Annotated in this window: 9 protein-coding genes; 8 read left to right on the top strand and 1 reads right to left on the bottom strand. The window is 72.1% G+C overall.

Going from position 1 to position 15,234, the window contains the following annotated elements; all coding sequences use genetic code 11:
• Positions 1–80: 80 nt before the first annotated feature.
• Both pta and F8O02_RS07025 read left to right on the top strand, forming a co-directional pair.
• Positions 81–2,213: a phosphate acetyltransferase gene (pta, locus tag F8O02_RS07030; protein ID WP_158036544.1), complete on the top strand. Its 2,133-nt coding sequence runs from the start codon at positions 81–83 to the stop codon at positions 2,211–2,213.
• Positions 2,210–3,388 (top strand): acetate/propionate family kinase, encoded by a 1,179-nt coding sequence (locus F8O02_RS07025; protein ID WP_158036543.1) that lies wholly within the window; start codon positions 2,210–2,212, stop codon positions 3,386–3,388. The genes pta and F8O02_RS07025 overlap by 4 nt, the downstream gene beginning before the upstream one ends.
• A gap of 71 nt (positions 3,389–3,459) precedes the next feature.
• On the opposite strand, the gene F8O02_RS07020 is transcribed toward F8O02_RS07025, so the two are convergent.
• Positions 3,460–4,167 (bottom strand): GntR family transcriptional regulator, encoded by a 708-nt coding sequence (locus tag F8O02_RS07020; RefSeq protein ID WP_158036542.1) that lies wholly within the window; start codon positions 4,165–4,167, stop codon positions 3,460–3,462.
• 172 nt (positions 4,168–4,339) lie between these two features.
• On the opposite strand from F8O02_RS07020, the gene F8O02_RS07015 reads away from it, so the two are divergent.
• From F8O02_RS07015 to leuS, 6 genes are all read left to right on the top strand, one after another.
• Complete coding sequence (locus F8O02_RS07015; protein WP_225734198.1) at positions 4,340–6,139, top strand: DEAD/DEAH box helicase; 1,800 nt, start codon at positions 4,340–4,342, stop codon at positions 6,137–6,139.
• Between the two features lie 246 nt (positions 6,140–6,385).
• Positions 6,386–7,867 (top strand): cytochrome ubiquinol oxidase subunit I, encoded by a 1,482-nt coding sequence (locus tag F8O02_RS07010; RefSeq protein ID WP_158036540.1) that lies wholly within the window; start codon positions 6,386–6,388, stop codon positions 7,865–7,867.
• Between the two features lie 18 nt (positions 7,868–7,885).
• Entirely contained in the window at positions 7,886–8,932 is a 1,047-nt protein-coding gene (gene cydB / locus F8O02_RS07005) for a cytochrome d ubiquinol oxidase subunit II (protein WP_158036539.1), read from the top strand.
• Positions 8,933–9,038: 106 nt separating this feature from the next.
• Positions 9,039–10,829, top strand: coding sequence for a thiol reductant ABC exporter subunit CydD (gene cydD / locus F8O02_RS07000; RefSeq protein WP_158036538.1), 1,791 nt, complete (start codon positions 9,039–9,041; stop codon positions 10,827–10,829).
• A complete protein-coding gene (cydC, locus tag F8O02_RS06995; protein ID WP_158036537.1) occupies positions 10,826–12,568 on the top strand; it encodes a thiol reductant ABC exporter subunit CydC in 1,743 nt (580 codons plus the stop codon). The genes cydD and cydC overlap by 4 nt, the downstream gene beginning before the upstream one ends.
• Before the next feature lie 83 nt (positions 12,569–12,651).
• Positions 12,652–15,156 carry a leucine--tRNA ligase gene (gene leuS, locus F8O02_RS06990; protein ID WP_158036536.1) on the top strand — a complete coding sequence of 835 codons (2,505 nt, stop codon included), beginning with the start codon at positions 12,652–12,654 and terminating at the stop codon, positions 15,154–15,156.
• Positions 15,157–15,234 lie beyond the last annotated feature (78 nt).

Genomic DNA, 15,234 nt, shown 5'->3' with positions numbered 1-15,234 from the left:
GGGGTTGCTCCGCGTCCCGGCCGTGGCGGTCTTTTTCGGGGGGGCCGCCGGCGCCCGGCCCCCCCCGCGACGCTGTGACGATGACGACGGAGCGGGAGGCAATGATGCCAGGCGGGATGCTGATCACCGGGATGGGGGAGACCTCCGGGAAGTCCCTGGTCACGATCGGGCTGCTGCGCGACGCGGCCGAGCGTTGCGCGCACATCGGGCTGCTGCGGCCGATCACCTCCGCCAGCACGTCCGGCGAGTCGCGCATCGTCACCCTGGCCGAGCGGCTGCTGCCCGAGGGCGCGCTGAGTACGGCGGCTGTCCTGACCGCCGCCGAGGCTGAGGATCTCATCGCCGCCGGCCGCGCCGAGGAGGTCATCGACCGCGTCCTGGCTGCCTGGGGTCGTCTCGCCGACGAGTGCGACCTCGTCATCGTCGAGGGCACCGGAGCCATCCGCGGGGCCGTGCCCGGCGAGCCGGACGTCAACATCGCCCTCGCCCGTCATCTGGACGTGCCCGTCGTCGCCGTCGTCGACGGCCACGGCCGCACGCCCGAGCGCATCGCCACCCGGGTCCGCATGGTCCGCCGCACCGTCGCCGAGGCGCACGCGACCCTCCTCGCCGTCGTGGTCAATCGCGTCGCCGAGGCCGGGGTCGAGCGCACCCGCGCCCTCATCCCGACCGGCACGCTCGGCCGGCCCGTCCCCGTCCTCCCGTACGCCGCGCCGCTGACCTGGCCGAGCGTCGCCGAGATCGCCGACGCGATCGGCGCCACACGCGTCGGCGGTGGGGGAGACGTCGACCACCTCGTGCGCCGGATCACCGTCGCCGCGATGGAGGTCGATCACGCCCTGTCCGTGATCGGCGCCGGCTCGCTCGTGGTCGTCCCCGCCGATCGCGGCGAGGTCATCCGCGGCATCCTCGCCGCCCCCCTCGCCCCAGAGGGCGTCATCATCAGCGGTGACCTGCACGTCGACGAGGCGACCGCCCGGGCGATCGCCGCCGGGCGCGTGCCCGTCTACCGGCTCGCCCAGGACACCTTCACCGTCGCCCAGGCGGCCGGGGCCGTCCGCGCCGAGATCGGCAGCGGCAACCCGCTGCGCACTCGGCAGGCGCTGCGGCTGTGGGACGAGCACGCTGACGGCGCGGAGATCCTCTCCCGCCTCGAGCTCGCGCTGCCCGACCAACTCACGCCCGAGCGTTTCGCGTTCCAGCTGGCCGCCCGCGCACGACGTGCCCACGCGCGCATCGTGCTGCCCGAGGGCGAGGACGACCGCATCCTCACCGCCGCCGCGCACCTGGCCGGCCGCGGCCTCGTCCACCCGATCGTGCTGGGCGAGCGGGACGCCGTCGCCGGGCGGCTCGCCGCGCTCGGTCTCCCCGCCGACGGGCTGGAGATCGTCGACCCGGCCACGAGCCCGCTGCACGAAGAGCTGGCCGCCGCTCTGCACCGCGCCCGCGCACACAAGGGCATGACCGAGGCGCAGGCTGCAGAGCTCGTCCGCGACCCGACCTGGTTCGGGGTGCTGCTCGTGCACACCGGGCACGCCGACGGCATGGTCTCCGGCGCCGCGCACACCACGGCAGACACGATCCGGCCGGCGCTGCAGGTGATCGGCACCCGTGACGGCGTGCGCACGGTCTCGTCGGCCTTCCTCATGTGCCTGCCCGACCGGGTGCTCGTGTACGGCGACTGCGCGGTCATCCCGCAGCCCACCCCGGCGCAGCTGGCCGAGATCGCCGCCGGCTCCGCCGCCACCGCCCGCGCCTTCGGGCTCGACCCGCGCGTCGCGATGCTCTCGTACTCGACCGGCGCCTCGGGCTCCGGGCAGGCCGTCGAGCAGGTGCGCGAGGCCACCGGCCTCGCCCGCGCGCTCGCCCCCGACGTGCCAATCGAGGGCCCCATCCAGTACGACGCGGCCAGCAACGTGCGCATCGGCTCCGGCAAGCTGCCGGGCTCACCGGTCGCCGGACACGCCACTGTGTACGTCTTCCCCGATCTGAACACGGGCAACACGACCTACAAGGCCGTGCAGCAGTCCAGTGGCGCGGTGGCCATCGGCCCCGTGCTCCAGGGGCTGCGCCGGCCGGTCAACGACCTCTCGCGCGGGTGCACCGTCGACGACGTCGTCAACACGATCCTCGCCACCGCCGTGCAGGCGGGGGAGGGGAAGGATGCGCCCACGGGCGTGTCCGCACCAGCGAAGGGAGACGTCAGCGCATGAGCATGCTGCTGGTCAATGCGGGATCATCTAGTCTGAAGATCAGCATCGCCGTCGATGGCGAGGTGATCTACGGGCGGTCACTGGCCACCTCGGTGTCGGCGATGACCGACGCCGAGTGGGAGCCGCTGCTGGCCGAGTTCACCGCGGTGGCCGACGACATCGACGTCGTCGTGCACCGCGTCGCCCACGGCGGGCGGCTCTTCGGCGAGGCGGCCATCGTCGACGACCGGGTCATGGCGGGCATCGAGGAGCTCACCGATCTCGCGCCGCTGCACCAGCCGCCCTCGGTGGCGACCCTGGAGCGGCTGCGTCGGATGCTGCCCGAGGCGACGCAGATCGCCTGCTTTGACACCGCGTTCCACGCGCGCATGCCCGCCGAGGCGTACACGTACGCGATCCCGGAGGAGTGGCGCAACGTCTACGGGGTGCGCCGGTACGGCTTCCACGGTCTCGCCCACGAGTACAACGTGCGCGAGGCGGCAACCATCCTCGACCGCGACCTGCTCGAGCTCCGCGTGGTCAGTGCTCATCTGGGCTCCGGGGCGTCGCTCGCCGCCGTCCGCGACGGGCACAGCGTCGACACGACCATGGGTTTCACCCCGTTGGAGGGCCTGGTCATGTCGACCCGCTCGGGGACGATCGACCCGGCCGTGTCCGCCTGGCTCGTCGCCAACACCGATCTGAGCGTCCGCGAGGTCATCACCAAGCTCGAGCGGGAGTCCGGCCTGCTCGGCCTCGCCGGAGACACCCGGATGGAGAACATCGTCGAGCGGGCCGCCTCCGCGGAGCCCGAGGCCCAGCTTGCCCTCGGCGTGTGGTCGCATCGCGCCGCCGGGATGATCGGGCAGATGGTCATCTCGGCTGGCGGTCTCGACGCACTCGTGTTCTCCGGCGGCATCGGCGAGCACTCGCCGGTGGCCCGAGCCATGATCCTCGAGCGGCTGCGTCCGCTGGGGCTGCGCTTCGATGAGCGGCTGAACCAGCGCAACGAGATGGACCGGGAGATCCAGACCGAAGACTCCTCCGCGGCGATCATCGTCGTGGCCACCCGTGAGGACATCACGATGGTCCGACAGGCCGAGGCGCTGCTGTGGCTGCGCGAGCAGCACGAGGCCGAGGCCGAGGGGCAGCAGCCGCCGCTGGCGCCGGGCGAGGGGCAGCCGGCGGCACCGTAACGGGGTGGCGAGCAGCCGCCCCCGGGAGCAGACCGAAGGCCCGACGCGCCCGCACCGGGCCTTCGGCCTGCTCAGGCGGAGGCGTCCGGCGCGTCCGCCGCATCCTCGCGCCGCTGCTGGAGCGTCTGCCGGGCATAGCGCAGGAAGGCCTCGGTGTTGCGCAGCCGGTGCGCGCGGGTGAACGTCTCGATCTCGTCGGCGGGCGCGTGCCGCTCGAACAGCTGCAGCAGCCGCTCGTGCTCCTCTACCAGGCCGTCCACCCGCCCTGGCAGCAGGCCGAACACAGCCCCCTTCACCGCGGCGGCCTTCGCCCATCCCTCGTTGAGCGTGCGCAGCAGGTACTCGTTCGGGCAGTCGCGGTAGATGACCCGGTGGAAGAGCGTGCTGAGCCGGTTGGCCTCGGCGAAGCGGCCGGCGCGCAGGGCGTCCACGAGATGCCGGTTGTAGAACCGGGCCTCGTCGACGGTGCGCTGCTGGACGTGCGGCGCGGCCTGACCGACCGCCGCCCCCTCGAGCACAGCCAGGGTGAACATCATGTGCCGGTACTCCGCGGGCCGGAAGTCGGTCACCTGCGCGCCCACGTTGTGCGAGAACGTGACCAGGCCCTCGGACTCGAGCAGGCGGATCGCCTCGCGCACGGGCACCGGTGACATCCGCAGCTCCCGGGCGAGCTGCGAGATGACCAGTCGCTGTCCGGCGTGCAGCCGCCCCGAGGCGATCGACCGCTTGATCGCGTTCCGCGCCTGCATCGCCTTGCTGCTCGACTCGTGCTCCGCCATGTTCACGCTCCCATCGCGAGGTCCCGCCGCGTCGCCGCGGCCCGACGCCTCATCCTACCGGCGTGCCCCGCCCGTCCGCCGGGCGCATGGGGCACGGGTCTGCCGGGCTGGCCTCCACCGACCTGACGGGAGTCGCGCGCCCGCCCCGACGCCCGGAGTAGAATGGCCGGCCGTGCATCCCCCCATCGAGTTCGGCAACGCGTCCGCACGCGACCTGCCCCCGGCGTACCCGCGTCGGGCCGCGCGCGGCACCGCGGGGAGACTGCGCGCCTGGCAGCGCGAGGCGCTTGAGCTGTACCTCGAGCGCCAGCCCCGCGACTTCCTCGCGGCGGCGACCCCCGGCGCCGGAAAGACGACCTTCGCCCTGCAGCTCGCCGCGATCCTCCTCGACCGCGGCATCGTCGAGCGCGTCCTCGTCGTCGCCCCGACCGAACACCTCAAGCACCAGTGGGCTGAGGCCGCCGCACGCGCCCACATCCCCCTCGACCCGGCCTTCCGCAACGCCGACCACGTGTTCGGCGCGCAGTGGACGGGCATCACCGCGACCTACGCGCAGGTGGCGGCCAACGTGGCCGTGCACAAGGCGCTCGCCGAGGCCCGGCGCACGCTCGTCATCCTCGACGAGGTGCACCACGGCGGCGACGCGCTTAGCTGGGGCGATGCGATCCGCGAGGCCTATGGCAACGCGACCCGCCGCGTGTGCCTGACCGGCACCCCGTTCCGCTCGGACGACGCGATGATCCCCTTCGTCACCTATGAGCCCCAGCCCGACGGCACGAAGATCTCCCGCGCCGACTACTCGTACGGTTACGCCCGGGCCCTCGCGGATGGCGTGGTGCGGCCCGTGATCTTCCTCACCTACGCGGGCAACATGCGCTGGCGCTCGCGCAGCGGCGACGAGATGAGCGCCGACCTCGCCGCCCCGGCGACGAAGGACATCATCGCCCAGGCCTGGCGGACGGCCCTCGACCCGCGTGGCGACTGGATCGCCTCGGTGCTGCGCGCGGCGAACGCCCGGCTCACCCAGGTGCGCCGGGGCGTGCCCGACGCGGGCGGGCTCGTCATCGCCACCGACCAGACCCAGGCCCGCGCCTACGCCGGCATCCTCCGCGAGATCACCGGGGAGTCGGCGACCATCGTGCTGAGCGATGAGGACGGCGCCAGTGAGCGGATCGAGCGCTTCGCGGCCGGCACCCAGCGGTGGATGGTCGCGGTGCGCATGGTCTCCGAGGGTGTCGACGTGCCCCGGCTGTCGGTCGGCGTGTACGCGACGAGCGCGAGCACCCCGTTGTTCTTCGCGCAGGTGATCGGCCGGTTCGTCCGGGCGCGCCGTCGGGGCGAGACGGCCACGATCTTCCTGCCCAGCGTGCCGACGCTCGTCCATCTGGCCCACGAGCTCGAGGTCGAGCGAGACCACGTGCTCGGCGCCCCGCGGCACGCCGATGACGACGGACTCGACGACGAGCTCGTCGAGCGGGCCAACGAGCGGGAGCGCGCCAGCGACGCCCTGCTCGACGGCGCCGACTTCGAGCCGCTGGAGGCGCAGGCCGCCTTCGACCGCGTGCTCTTCGAGGGCGACGAGTTCGGCTCCGGCCCCGAGGCCGACAGTCTCGAGGAGCAGGACTTCCTCGGCTTCCCAGGCCTGCTCGAGCCGGACCAGGTGCGCCAGCTGCTGCGCTCGCACCAGGACGAGATCTCCCGGCGCCGGCAGCGCAGCGCCGGGCAGGCGGAGTCCTCCGCCGCGGCGTCGGACGGGGAGGGGGAGGCCATGTTCCGCCGCGTGAAGCGCGTGCGCGGCGAGCTCAACCGCGCCGTCTCGGTGTGGGCGCAGATGAGCGGGGAGTCCCATGCCTCGGTCCACTCCCGGCTGCGCCGGGTGAGCGGCGGCCCTGCCGTCGCCCAGGCCGATCTGCACCAGCTCGAGCAACGGCTGAAGACGGTGCGTGGCTGGATGCGGCGCGGCCGACGCTGACTCCGCAGTCGTCTCGGTGCGGGTCCGCCCCGCGCCCGACCCGTCGGCGACCGGCCGTACCAGGAGCCAGCCGATCCCGCATCCGGTGACAGCGAGCCCGTGGCACCCGCCGTGACCGTCCGGACAGGTCCGCCGGGACAGGGCAGCCTCACCTGTTTTGCGTCGTCTCGAGACCCCTACTAGTGTCGATCTGAGAATCTCCAACATGTGTTGGAGAGGTGTTCGCACACTGGAAGAGGATCGCACATGACCGAGTCACTGGCTGTGCTGCAGGCTGATCCGACCGCGCTGGCGCTCGCGCGCTGGCAGTTCGGTCTCACCACCCTGTACCACTACCTGTTCGTCCCGTTGACGATCGGGCTGATGCTCATCGTCGCCATCATCCAGACGGCCTGGGTGAGGACCGGCAAGGTGAAGTACCTGCAGCTGACGAAGCTGTTTGGCAAGATCTTCATGATCAACTTCGCCATGGGTGTCGTCACCGGCATCGTCCAGGAGTTCCAGTTCGGTCTGAACTGGTCGGAGTACTCCCGGTTCGTCGGCGACATCTTCGGCGCCCCGCTCGCCATGGAGGGCCTGTTCGCCTTCTTCCTCGAGGCCACGTTCATCGGCGTGTGGATCTTCGGGTGGAACCGGGTCTCGAAGGGGGTGCACCTCGCGGCGGCCTGGCTGACGTCGATCGCCACGATCGCCTCCGCCTACTTCATCATCGCGGCCAACTCGTTCATGCAGAACCCGGTCGGCTACGAGGTGAGCGCTGAACGCGGTCGCGCGGAGCTGACGGACATCGGCGCGGTGCTGTCGAACCCGGTGGCCTTGTCCGCGTTCCCGCACGCGATCACCGGCGCCGTCGTGTTCGCCGGCGCCGTCATCCTCGCCGTGAGCGCCTACCACCTGCGCCGCAACCAGCACGTCGAGTCGATGACCACCGGGCTCAAGATCGGCGCGTGGTCGATCATCGCCGGCTTCGCGGCGGTGTTCCTCACCGGTGACCAGCTGGGCCTCGCCATGGTGCGCACCCAGCCGATGAAGATGGCCGCCGCCGAGGCGATGTACAACACGAACTCCGGCGCCAACGCCTCGTTCTCGATCTTCACCCTCGGCACGCCCGACGGGCACACCGAGCTGTTCAGCGTGCGCATCCCGTATCTGCTGTCGCTGCTGTCGACCCACACGTTCAACGGCACCGTCGAGGGGCTCAACGACCTGCAGGCCGACTACACGGCCCGCTTCTGCACGGATGCGACCAATGCCACGCTGACCTGCCCCGAGTCCGCAAGCTTCATGCCGACCCTGTGGATCACCTACTGGAGCTTCCGGTGGATGATCGGCCTCGGCGCGCTGTCCACGCTCATCGCGATCGTGGCCCTGTGGCTCACCCGCCGGAACAGCAAGACGACCGTGGCCGACTGGTTCTGGCGCGTGATGATCTGGACCGCCCCCGTCCCGCTGCTGGCGAACCTCGTCGGCTGGGTCTTCACCGAGATGGGCCGCCAGCCTTGGATCGTGTTCGGCCTGATGACCACCGAGAGCGCGGTCTCGCCGAACGTGCCCGCCTGGTCCGTGGCCCTGTCGCTGCTGCTGTTTACCGTCGTGTACGGCGCCCTCGCGGTCGTCGAGTTCAAGCTCATCAAGAAGGCCGCCCAGGCCGGCCCGCCCGAGTTCGGCGAGGGCTCCGGCGACGAGAAGGCCGACATCGATCCCAGCAAACTGGCGATCACTTACTAGGAACGAGGATTCGGAACAATGACACTCGAGATTCTCTGGTTCTTCATCGTCGGGGTGCTCTTCGTCGGGTACTTCGTGCTCGACGGGTTCGACTTCGGCGTGGGCATGTCGCTCCCGTTCGTCGCCAAGAACGACGTCGAGCGCCGCCAGGTCATCAACACCATCGGCCCCGTGTGGGACATGAACGAGACCTGGGTCATCGTCGCCGGCGCGAGCCTGTTCGCGGCCTTCCCGGAGTGGTACTCGACGCTCTTCTCAGGCGCGTACCTCGCCCTGGTGCTCATCCTGCTGGCCTTGATCCTGCGCGGCGTCTCCTTCGAGTACCGCCACCAGAACAAGAGCTCCCGCTGGAAGGCCTGGTTTGACACGTTCATCGTGGTCGGCTCGGCGCTGCCGGCCCTGCTGTGGGGCGTGGCGGTCGCCAACATCGTCAACGGCCTGCCCATCCGGGCGGAGCAGGGAGTGATCGGCAGCGCGTTCGTCTTCGAGGGCTCGCTGCTGACCCTGCTGAACCCGTACGCGCTGCTCGGGGGCCTGACCACCCTGCTGCTGTTCTTCACCCACGGCGTCCAGTTCGTGGCCATGAAGACCGACGGCCCGGTGCGCGATCGCGCTCACCTGCTCGGCCGCCGGCTCGGCCTGATCACGATCGTCGTGGCCGCGTCGTTCCTGCTGTGGACGATCATTGCCCACTTCTCGGTCACGGTGGTGGTGCTCTCGCTGCTCGCCGCGGTGATGCTCATCGCCGGGGTCGCGGCCAACTGGGTCCAGCGTGACGGCCTCGCCTTCACGTTCACGGCGCTGACCGTCGTCTTCGCGGTGCTCACCCTGTGGATGGTGCTGTTCACCAGCTACCCGACGCACATGGTGCTGCCGAGCACGTACGGCGTCGCCGACAGCCTGACGCTCACCAACGCGTCGAGCTCCGCGAACACCCTGTCGTTCATGACCTGGGTCGGGGCGATCGCTCTGCCGATCGTGCTGCTCTACCAGGGCTGGACGTTCTGGGTGTTCCGCAAGCGGGTGCGCCGCAGCGACATCGAGCAGGTGACCGTCGCGGCCTGACCGCCGGCGTCGACGCCGCATCCCGAGGAGCCGCTTCCCGCGTCCGGTCGCATTACACTGAGGTGACCGGACGCAGGGGAGCGGCTCCTCGCGTCCACCCGGGCGCATGCCCGGTCACGTCTCGACCACGAGGTGCACGATCAAGCCCATCGACCCCCGCCTGCTTCGTCAGGCGCGCTCCGCCCGCGCGTTCCTCGCGCTCAGCGTGCTCATCGGCGTGCTGCAGGTCGGCTGCGTGCTCGTCTTCTCCTGGGCCGTCGCACAGGCGGTCGCGGGGATGCTCATGGCCCACGCGACCTGGTCGGAGAGCCTGGGCCTCGTGACCCTCGCCGCCGCGGCACAGGGGCTGCGCGCGCTGCTCGCCCACGGCTGGAACACCAGCTCCGCCGTCGCCGCCGCACGGGTGAAGCGCGAGCTGCGCGAGCGGCTGGCCCGGCATCTGCGCCGACTCGGCCCGGGCTGGCTCGCCGGCCGCTCGAGCGCCCAGCTCGCGACCGTGTATGGGCGGGGTCTCGACGCCCTGGACGGCTACTTCTCCCGGTTCCTGCCGCAGCTCGTGCTCACCGCGATCGCCGTGCCCGTGTACCTCGTCGTGCTGTGGTGCGAGGACCGCGCCTCCGGCATCATCGTCGCGGTCACCCTCCCGCTCATCCCCGTCTTCATGATCCTCATCGGCTGGTACACGCAGCGCGTTCAGCAGGCGGAGTGGGACGTCTCCCGCGCGCTGGCCGGTCACTTCGTGGACGTCGTGCGCGGCCTCGGCACGCTCAAGGTCTTCGGCCGGCAGTGGCATCAGCGCGACGTCATCACCGGGGTCACCGACGCGTACCGGGTGCGCACGATGCGCGTGCTCGCCGTGTCGTTCATGTCCGGGTTCGTGCTCGAGCTCGCCGCGACCCTCGCGGTCGCCCTGGTCGCCGTGTCGATCGGCACCCGGCTGATCTCCGGGCAGACCGACCTGTACACCGGCCTGTTCGTGCTGCTCATCGCGCCGGAGGCCTTCGCGCCGCTGCGGCTCGTCGGCGCCCACTACCATGCGGCCACCGAGGGGATCGCCGCGGCCGCCGACGCCCTCGCCGTGCTCGACGAGCCCCTGCCGCGCGGCGAGGCCGAGCGAGCAGCGACGGCCGGGCGGGACGTCCCGGCCGAGCCGCGCTCGGGAGCCGACCGCGCCGCCATGACGTCGACCGGGCCCGCCACGGCTGCCCTCGCCCCGGCCGTCGCGGTCACGGCCTCGGCGCGCGAGGCAGATGACCTGCTCGCGCTCGAGGAGGTCGCCGTCCGCCGCGGCGACCGCTGGCTGCCCCCGGTGTCGTTCTCCGCGGCCGCCGGCGCAATCACCGTGCTGCGCGGGCCCTCCGGTGCCGGCAAGAGCAGCCTCGTGGCCGCTCTGCTGGGCTTCGCCGAGGCCCGTGGACACGCGCGCTGGTCGGGGGAGCGGGTCGACCTCGCCCGCGGCGACCTGCGCGACCGGATCGCCTGGTCGGGGCAGCGCGCCGCGCTGTTCCCCGGCACCGTCGCCGACAACGTCGCCCTCGGCTGCCCTGACGCCCTGCGCGACCCCGCCCTCGTCGCCCGGGCCCTCGCCACGGCGGGCGCGGGCGACCTCGACCCCGGTCTGGTCGTCGACCGCTCCGGCGGCGGGCTCTCCGGCGGGCAGGCCCAGCGCGTGGGTGTGGCCCGGGCCGTCCACCGCGCGCTCGCCCAGGACCGCCCGATCGTCCTGCTCGACGAGCCCACGAGCGCCGTCGACGAGCAGACCGAGCAGGCGATGCTCGTCGGCCTGCGCGAGCTGGCCAGCACCGGCCGAGCCGTGCTCGTCGTGAGCCACCGGCCCGCCCTCTTCGCCGCCGCCGACCACGTCGTCACCCTCGAGCCCGCGGAGGTGCCCGCATGAGTCTCGATCCCCGCCGCACCGCCCCGGGCGTCGATCCCCGGCTGGCCCGACTCGCCACCCCGGACGCGCCCCGTTTCTGGGCCGGCGTGCTCTTCGGCGTGGCTAGCGCGGCCTGCGCGATCGGCCTGACCTGGGCGAGCGGCTATCTCATCTCGGCCTCGGCGCTGCGCCCGCCGATCCTCACTCTCATGGCGGTCATCGTCACGGTGCGCGCCTTCGCCCTCGGGCGAGCCGCGCTGCGCTACGGCGAGCGGATGGTCAGCCACGACGCGGCGTTCCGGATGCTCGCGCGACTGCGCGTCGGCGTGTTCGAGCGCCTCATCCCGGGCGCCCCGGCGAGCCTCTCGCGGGTCGGGCGCGGCGATCTGATGAGCCGGTTCGTCTCCGATGTCGACGATCTGCAGGATCTGCCGCTGCGCGTGTGGCAGCCGCTGCTGACCTCGCTGGTCACCGCGGCCGGGACCACCGTGCTGCTCGCCTGCATCTCACCGCGCTCGGCGCTCGCGCTCGCGCTCGCGCTGCTCGGCGCCGGGGTGCTCGGCGGGCTCGTCCCCGAGCGCGCGCACCGGGAGGCCACGGAGCGGATCGCCCCCGCCCGTGCCGAGCAGAGCGAGCAGCTGCTCGGCATGCTCGACCACATGGACGTCCTCGTCGCCTACGACGCCGCCGAGGACGCCGAGGCGGAGGCCGGGCGCCTGGCCGCCCGGCAGTCGCGGCTCGACCGCAGCAGCGCGACCGTCCAGGGGCTCACCGACCTGGCCCTCACCGCGTTCGCCGGCGTCGCCGTGATCGGCGCGATCTGGGCGGGTGGCACGGACCTGCAGGCCGGGGCGTTCCCCGGCGCCTGGCTGGCCGTGCTCGTCCTCGTGCCGCTGAGCGTCTTCGACGTCTTCGAGCAGGTGCCCACCGCCGTGGTGGCCATCGACCGGGTGCGCTCCGCTGCGAGCCGCATCGCCGAGGTGATCGACGCGCACGGCGCGGCGGACGACCCGGCCGCCGCCACGGGGGAGCATCCGGACATCCCCGATCACCCCGGCTTCCACGCCCTCGAGCTGCGTGACGTGACGATCGGCTGGCCGGACGGACCCGCCGTCGCCAGCCGCATCGACCTCGATCTGCATCCCGGGGAGACGATCCTCGTCACCGGTGAGAGCGGCGCCGGCAAGAGCACGCTCGCCGCGACCCTCGTGCGCTTCCTCGATCACCGCGCGGGTGACATCCAGCTCGACGGGCGCGACGTGCGCGCGCTGGGCGGCGACCGCGTCCGCCGCACCATCGGCCTGTGCGAGCAGCGGCCGCACCTGTTCGCGTCGACCGTGCGCGCGAACCTGCTGCTCGCCCGGCCCGCGACCGAGGACGCCGACCTCGAGCGGATGCTGCGCCGGGTCGGCCTTGACGAGCTCGTCGACACCCGCGACGGCCTCGACACCGAGGTGGGGGAGCAGGGGGAGCTGCTCAGCGGCGGCCAGGTGCAGCGGCTCGCGCTCGCCCGTGCGCTGCTCGCCGGGTTCCCCGCGATCGTGTTCGACGAGCCGACCGCGAACGTCGACCCGGAGCTCGCCGACGCCCTGCTCGTCGATCTGCTCTCCACCGCCCGGCAGCCCGACGCCTCCGGACGCGCGCCGGCCGTCATCCTGATGAGTCACGACCGGGTGCCGGCCCGCCTCGTCGACCGGCACCTGCACCTGGCCGGTGGCGCGCTGCACGAGGTCGCCGGCGCCGCGCCCGCCATCGACTAGGCTTGGGGTGGCATGCCCATCGGCGGCCGATCAGTCAGGAGAGCACGGGACGTCCCCGCGCGGACGAGACAGGTGAAGACGAGTTGAGCGACGAGACGGAGCAGCATTCCGAGTACGACTTCCGCGCGCTGCAGGAGAAGTGGCGACCGATCTGGGCCGAGCAGCGGCTGTTCGACGTCGACCGGGCGGTGGCCGAGCATCCCGAGCGGCCGCGTAAGTACATCCTCGACATGTTCCCCTACCCATCCGGCGACCTGCACATGGGGCACGCGGAGGCGTTCTGCTACGGCGACATCGTCGCCCGCTACTGGCGTCACCGCGGGTGCACCGTGCTGCACCCGATCGGCTGGGACGCCTTCGGTCTGCCCGCCGAGGACGCGGCGATCAAGCGCGGCATCGACCCGCGCACGTGGACGTACGACAACATCGCCCAGCAGAAGCGCAGCTTCGAGATCTACGCGCCGAGCTTCGACTGGTCGCGTGAGCTGCACACCTCCGACCCCGAGTACTACCGCTGGAACCAGTGGCTGTTCCTGCAGATGTACGAGAAGGGGCTGGCGTACCGCAAGGACTCCTGGGTCAACTGGGACCCGGTCGACCAGACCGTGCTCGCCAACGAGCAGGTCCTCTCCGACGGCACCTCCGAGCGCACCGGCGCCGTCGTCGAGAAGAAGAAGCTCACCCAGTGGTATCTGAAGATCACCGACTACGCCGACCGGCTGCTCGACGACCTCGACCGGCTCGAGGGGCACTGGCCGAGCAAGGTGCTGCAGATGCAGCGCAACTGGATCGGCCGCTCGTACGGTGCCGACATCGACTTCCGGGTCGAGGGCCGCGACGAGCCGATCACCGTGTTCAGCACCCGTCCCGACACGCTGTACGGCGCGACGTTCATGGTCGTCGCCCCCGAGAGCGACCTGGCCGCCGAGCTCGTCTCCGAGGCGAGCCCCGAGGCCCGGATGCGGTTCCAGGACTACCTCGAGCGCACCCAGCACGCCACCGAGATCGAGCGTCAGGCGGCCGACCGGCCGAAGACCGGCGTGTTCCTCGAGCGGTACGCGATCAACCCCGTCAACGGCGACCGCCTGCCGATCTGGGCCGCCGACTACGTGCTGGCCGACTATGGCCACGGTGCGGTGATGGCCGTGCCCGCCCATGACCAGCGCGACCTCGACTTCGCCCTGGGACACGACCTGCCCGTGCGCGTCGTGGTCTCCTCCGACGAGGAGGACCCGGCGACGAGCGGCGTCGCCGTCACCGGGGACGGCGTGCTCGTCGACTCCGGGCCGCTCACCGGGCTGCACAAGGACGAGGCGATCCAGGCCGTCATCCGCAAGCTCGAGGCCGACGGCACCGGGCACGGCACCAAGACCTACCGCCTGCGCGACTGGCTCATCTCGCGCCAGCGGTACTGGGGCACCCCGATCCCGATCCTCCACGCGGAGGACGGCTCGCTCGTGCCCGTGCCGGAGGACCAGCTGCCCGTCGAGCTGCCCCCGACCGAGGGGCTCGACCTGAAGCCGCGCGGCACCTCGCCGCTCGGTGCCGCGGAGGACTGGGTGCACACCACCATCCCCGGCACCGGCGAGCCCGCGCTGCGCGACCCGGACACGATGGACACGTTCGTCGACAGCTCCTGGTACTACCTGCGCTACCTGGACCCGCATGACGACCGCATGCCCTTCGACCCGGCGCGGGCCCGCGAGTGGGCCCCGATCGACGTGTACGTCGGCGGCGTGGAGCATGCGATCCTGCACCTGCTGTACTCGCGGTTCATCACGAAGGTGCTCCACGACCTCGGGTGGGTCGACTTCGACGAGCCGTTCACCGACCTGATCAACCAGGGCATGGTGCTCCTGGACGGCTCGAAGATGTCGAAGTCGAAGGGCAACCTGGTCGAGTTCGCCGCGGAGCTGCGCGATCACGGCGCCGACGCGCTGCGCGTCACGCTCGCGTTCGCCGGGCCCGTCGAGGACGACATCGACTGGGCCGACGTGTCCGTGCAGGGGTCGGCGAAGTTCCTCGCCCGCGCCTGGCGCATCGCCGGGGAGGTGCGTGACGCCGGCACCGCGGGTTCCCTCGCCGAGAGCGACCAGGCGCTGCGCCACGAGACCCACCACCTGCTCGCCGACGCCCCGGGGCTCGTCGAGGCGACGAAGTTCAACGTGCTCGTGGCCCGGCTCATGCAGCTGGTCAACCTCACCCGCAAGACGATCGACCGCCCCGGCGGCCGCGGGGCGCAGGATCCGGCCGTGCGCGAGGCGGCCGAGACGCTCGCGATGATGCTCGACCTGGTGGCGCCGTACACCGCCGCCGAGATGTGGGAGATGCTCGGGCACGACGACCCGATCGCCCTGACCGTCTGGCCCGCGGCCGACCCGGCGCTGCTCGTGGAGGAGTCAGTCACCGCCGTCGTGCAGGTCAACGGGAAGGTGCGCGCCCGCCTGCAGGTCTCCCCGGACATCTCCGCCGAGGCGCTGCGCGAGACCGCGCTGGCCGAGCCGCATGTGCGCGCCCGCATCGGTGACGCCGAGATCCGTCGCGTGATCGTGCGCGAGCCCCGGCTCGTGAACGTGGTCATCGGCTGAGTCCGCGCCGACGGCGGCGCTCCACACCCACACGGGCGGAGTGCCGCCGTCCCCAGCGCCTGCCGCGGCCGGGCGGAC

The organism is Pseudoclavibacter caeni (assembly GCF_008831125.1).
GTDB lineage: Bacteria > Actinomycetota > Actinomycetes > Actinomycetales > Microbacteriaceae > Pseudoclavibacter_A > Pseudoclavibacter_A caeni.
Note: the sequence above shows the minus strand (reverse complement) of the source record. Positions and strands in the feature narration are given on the sequence as shown.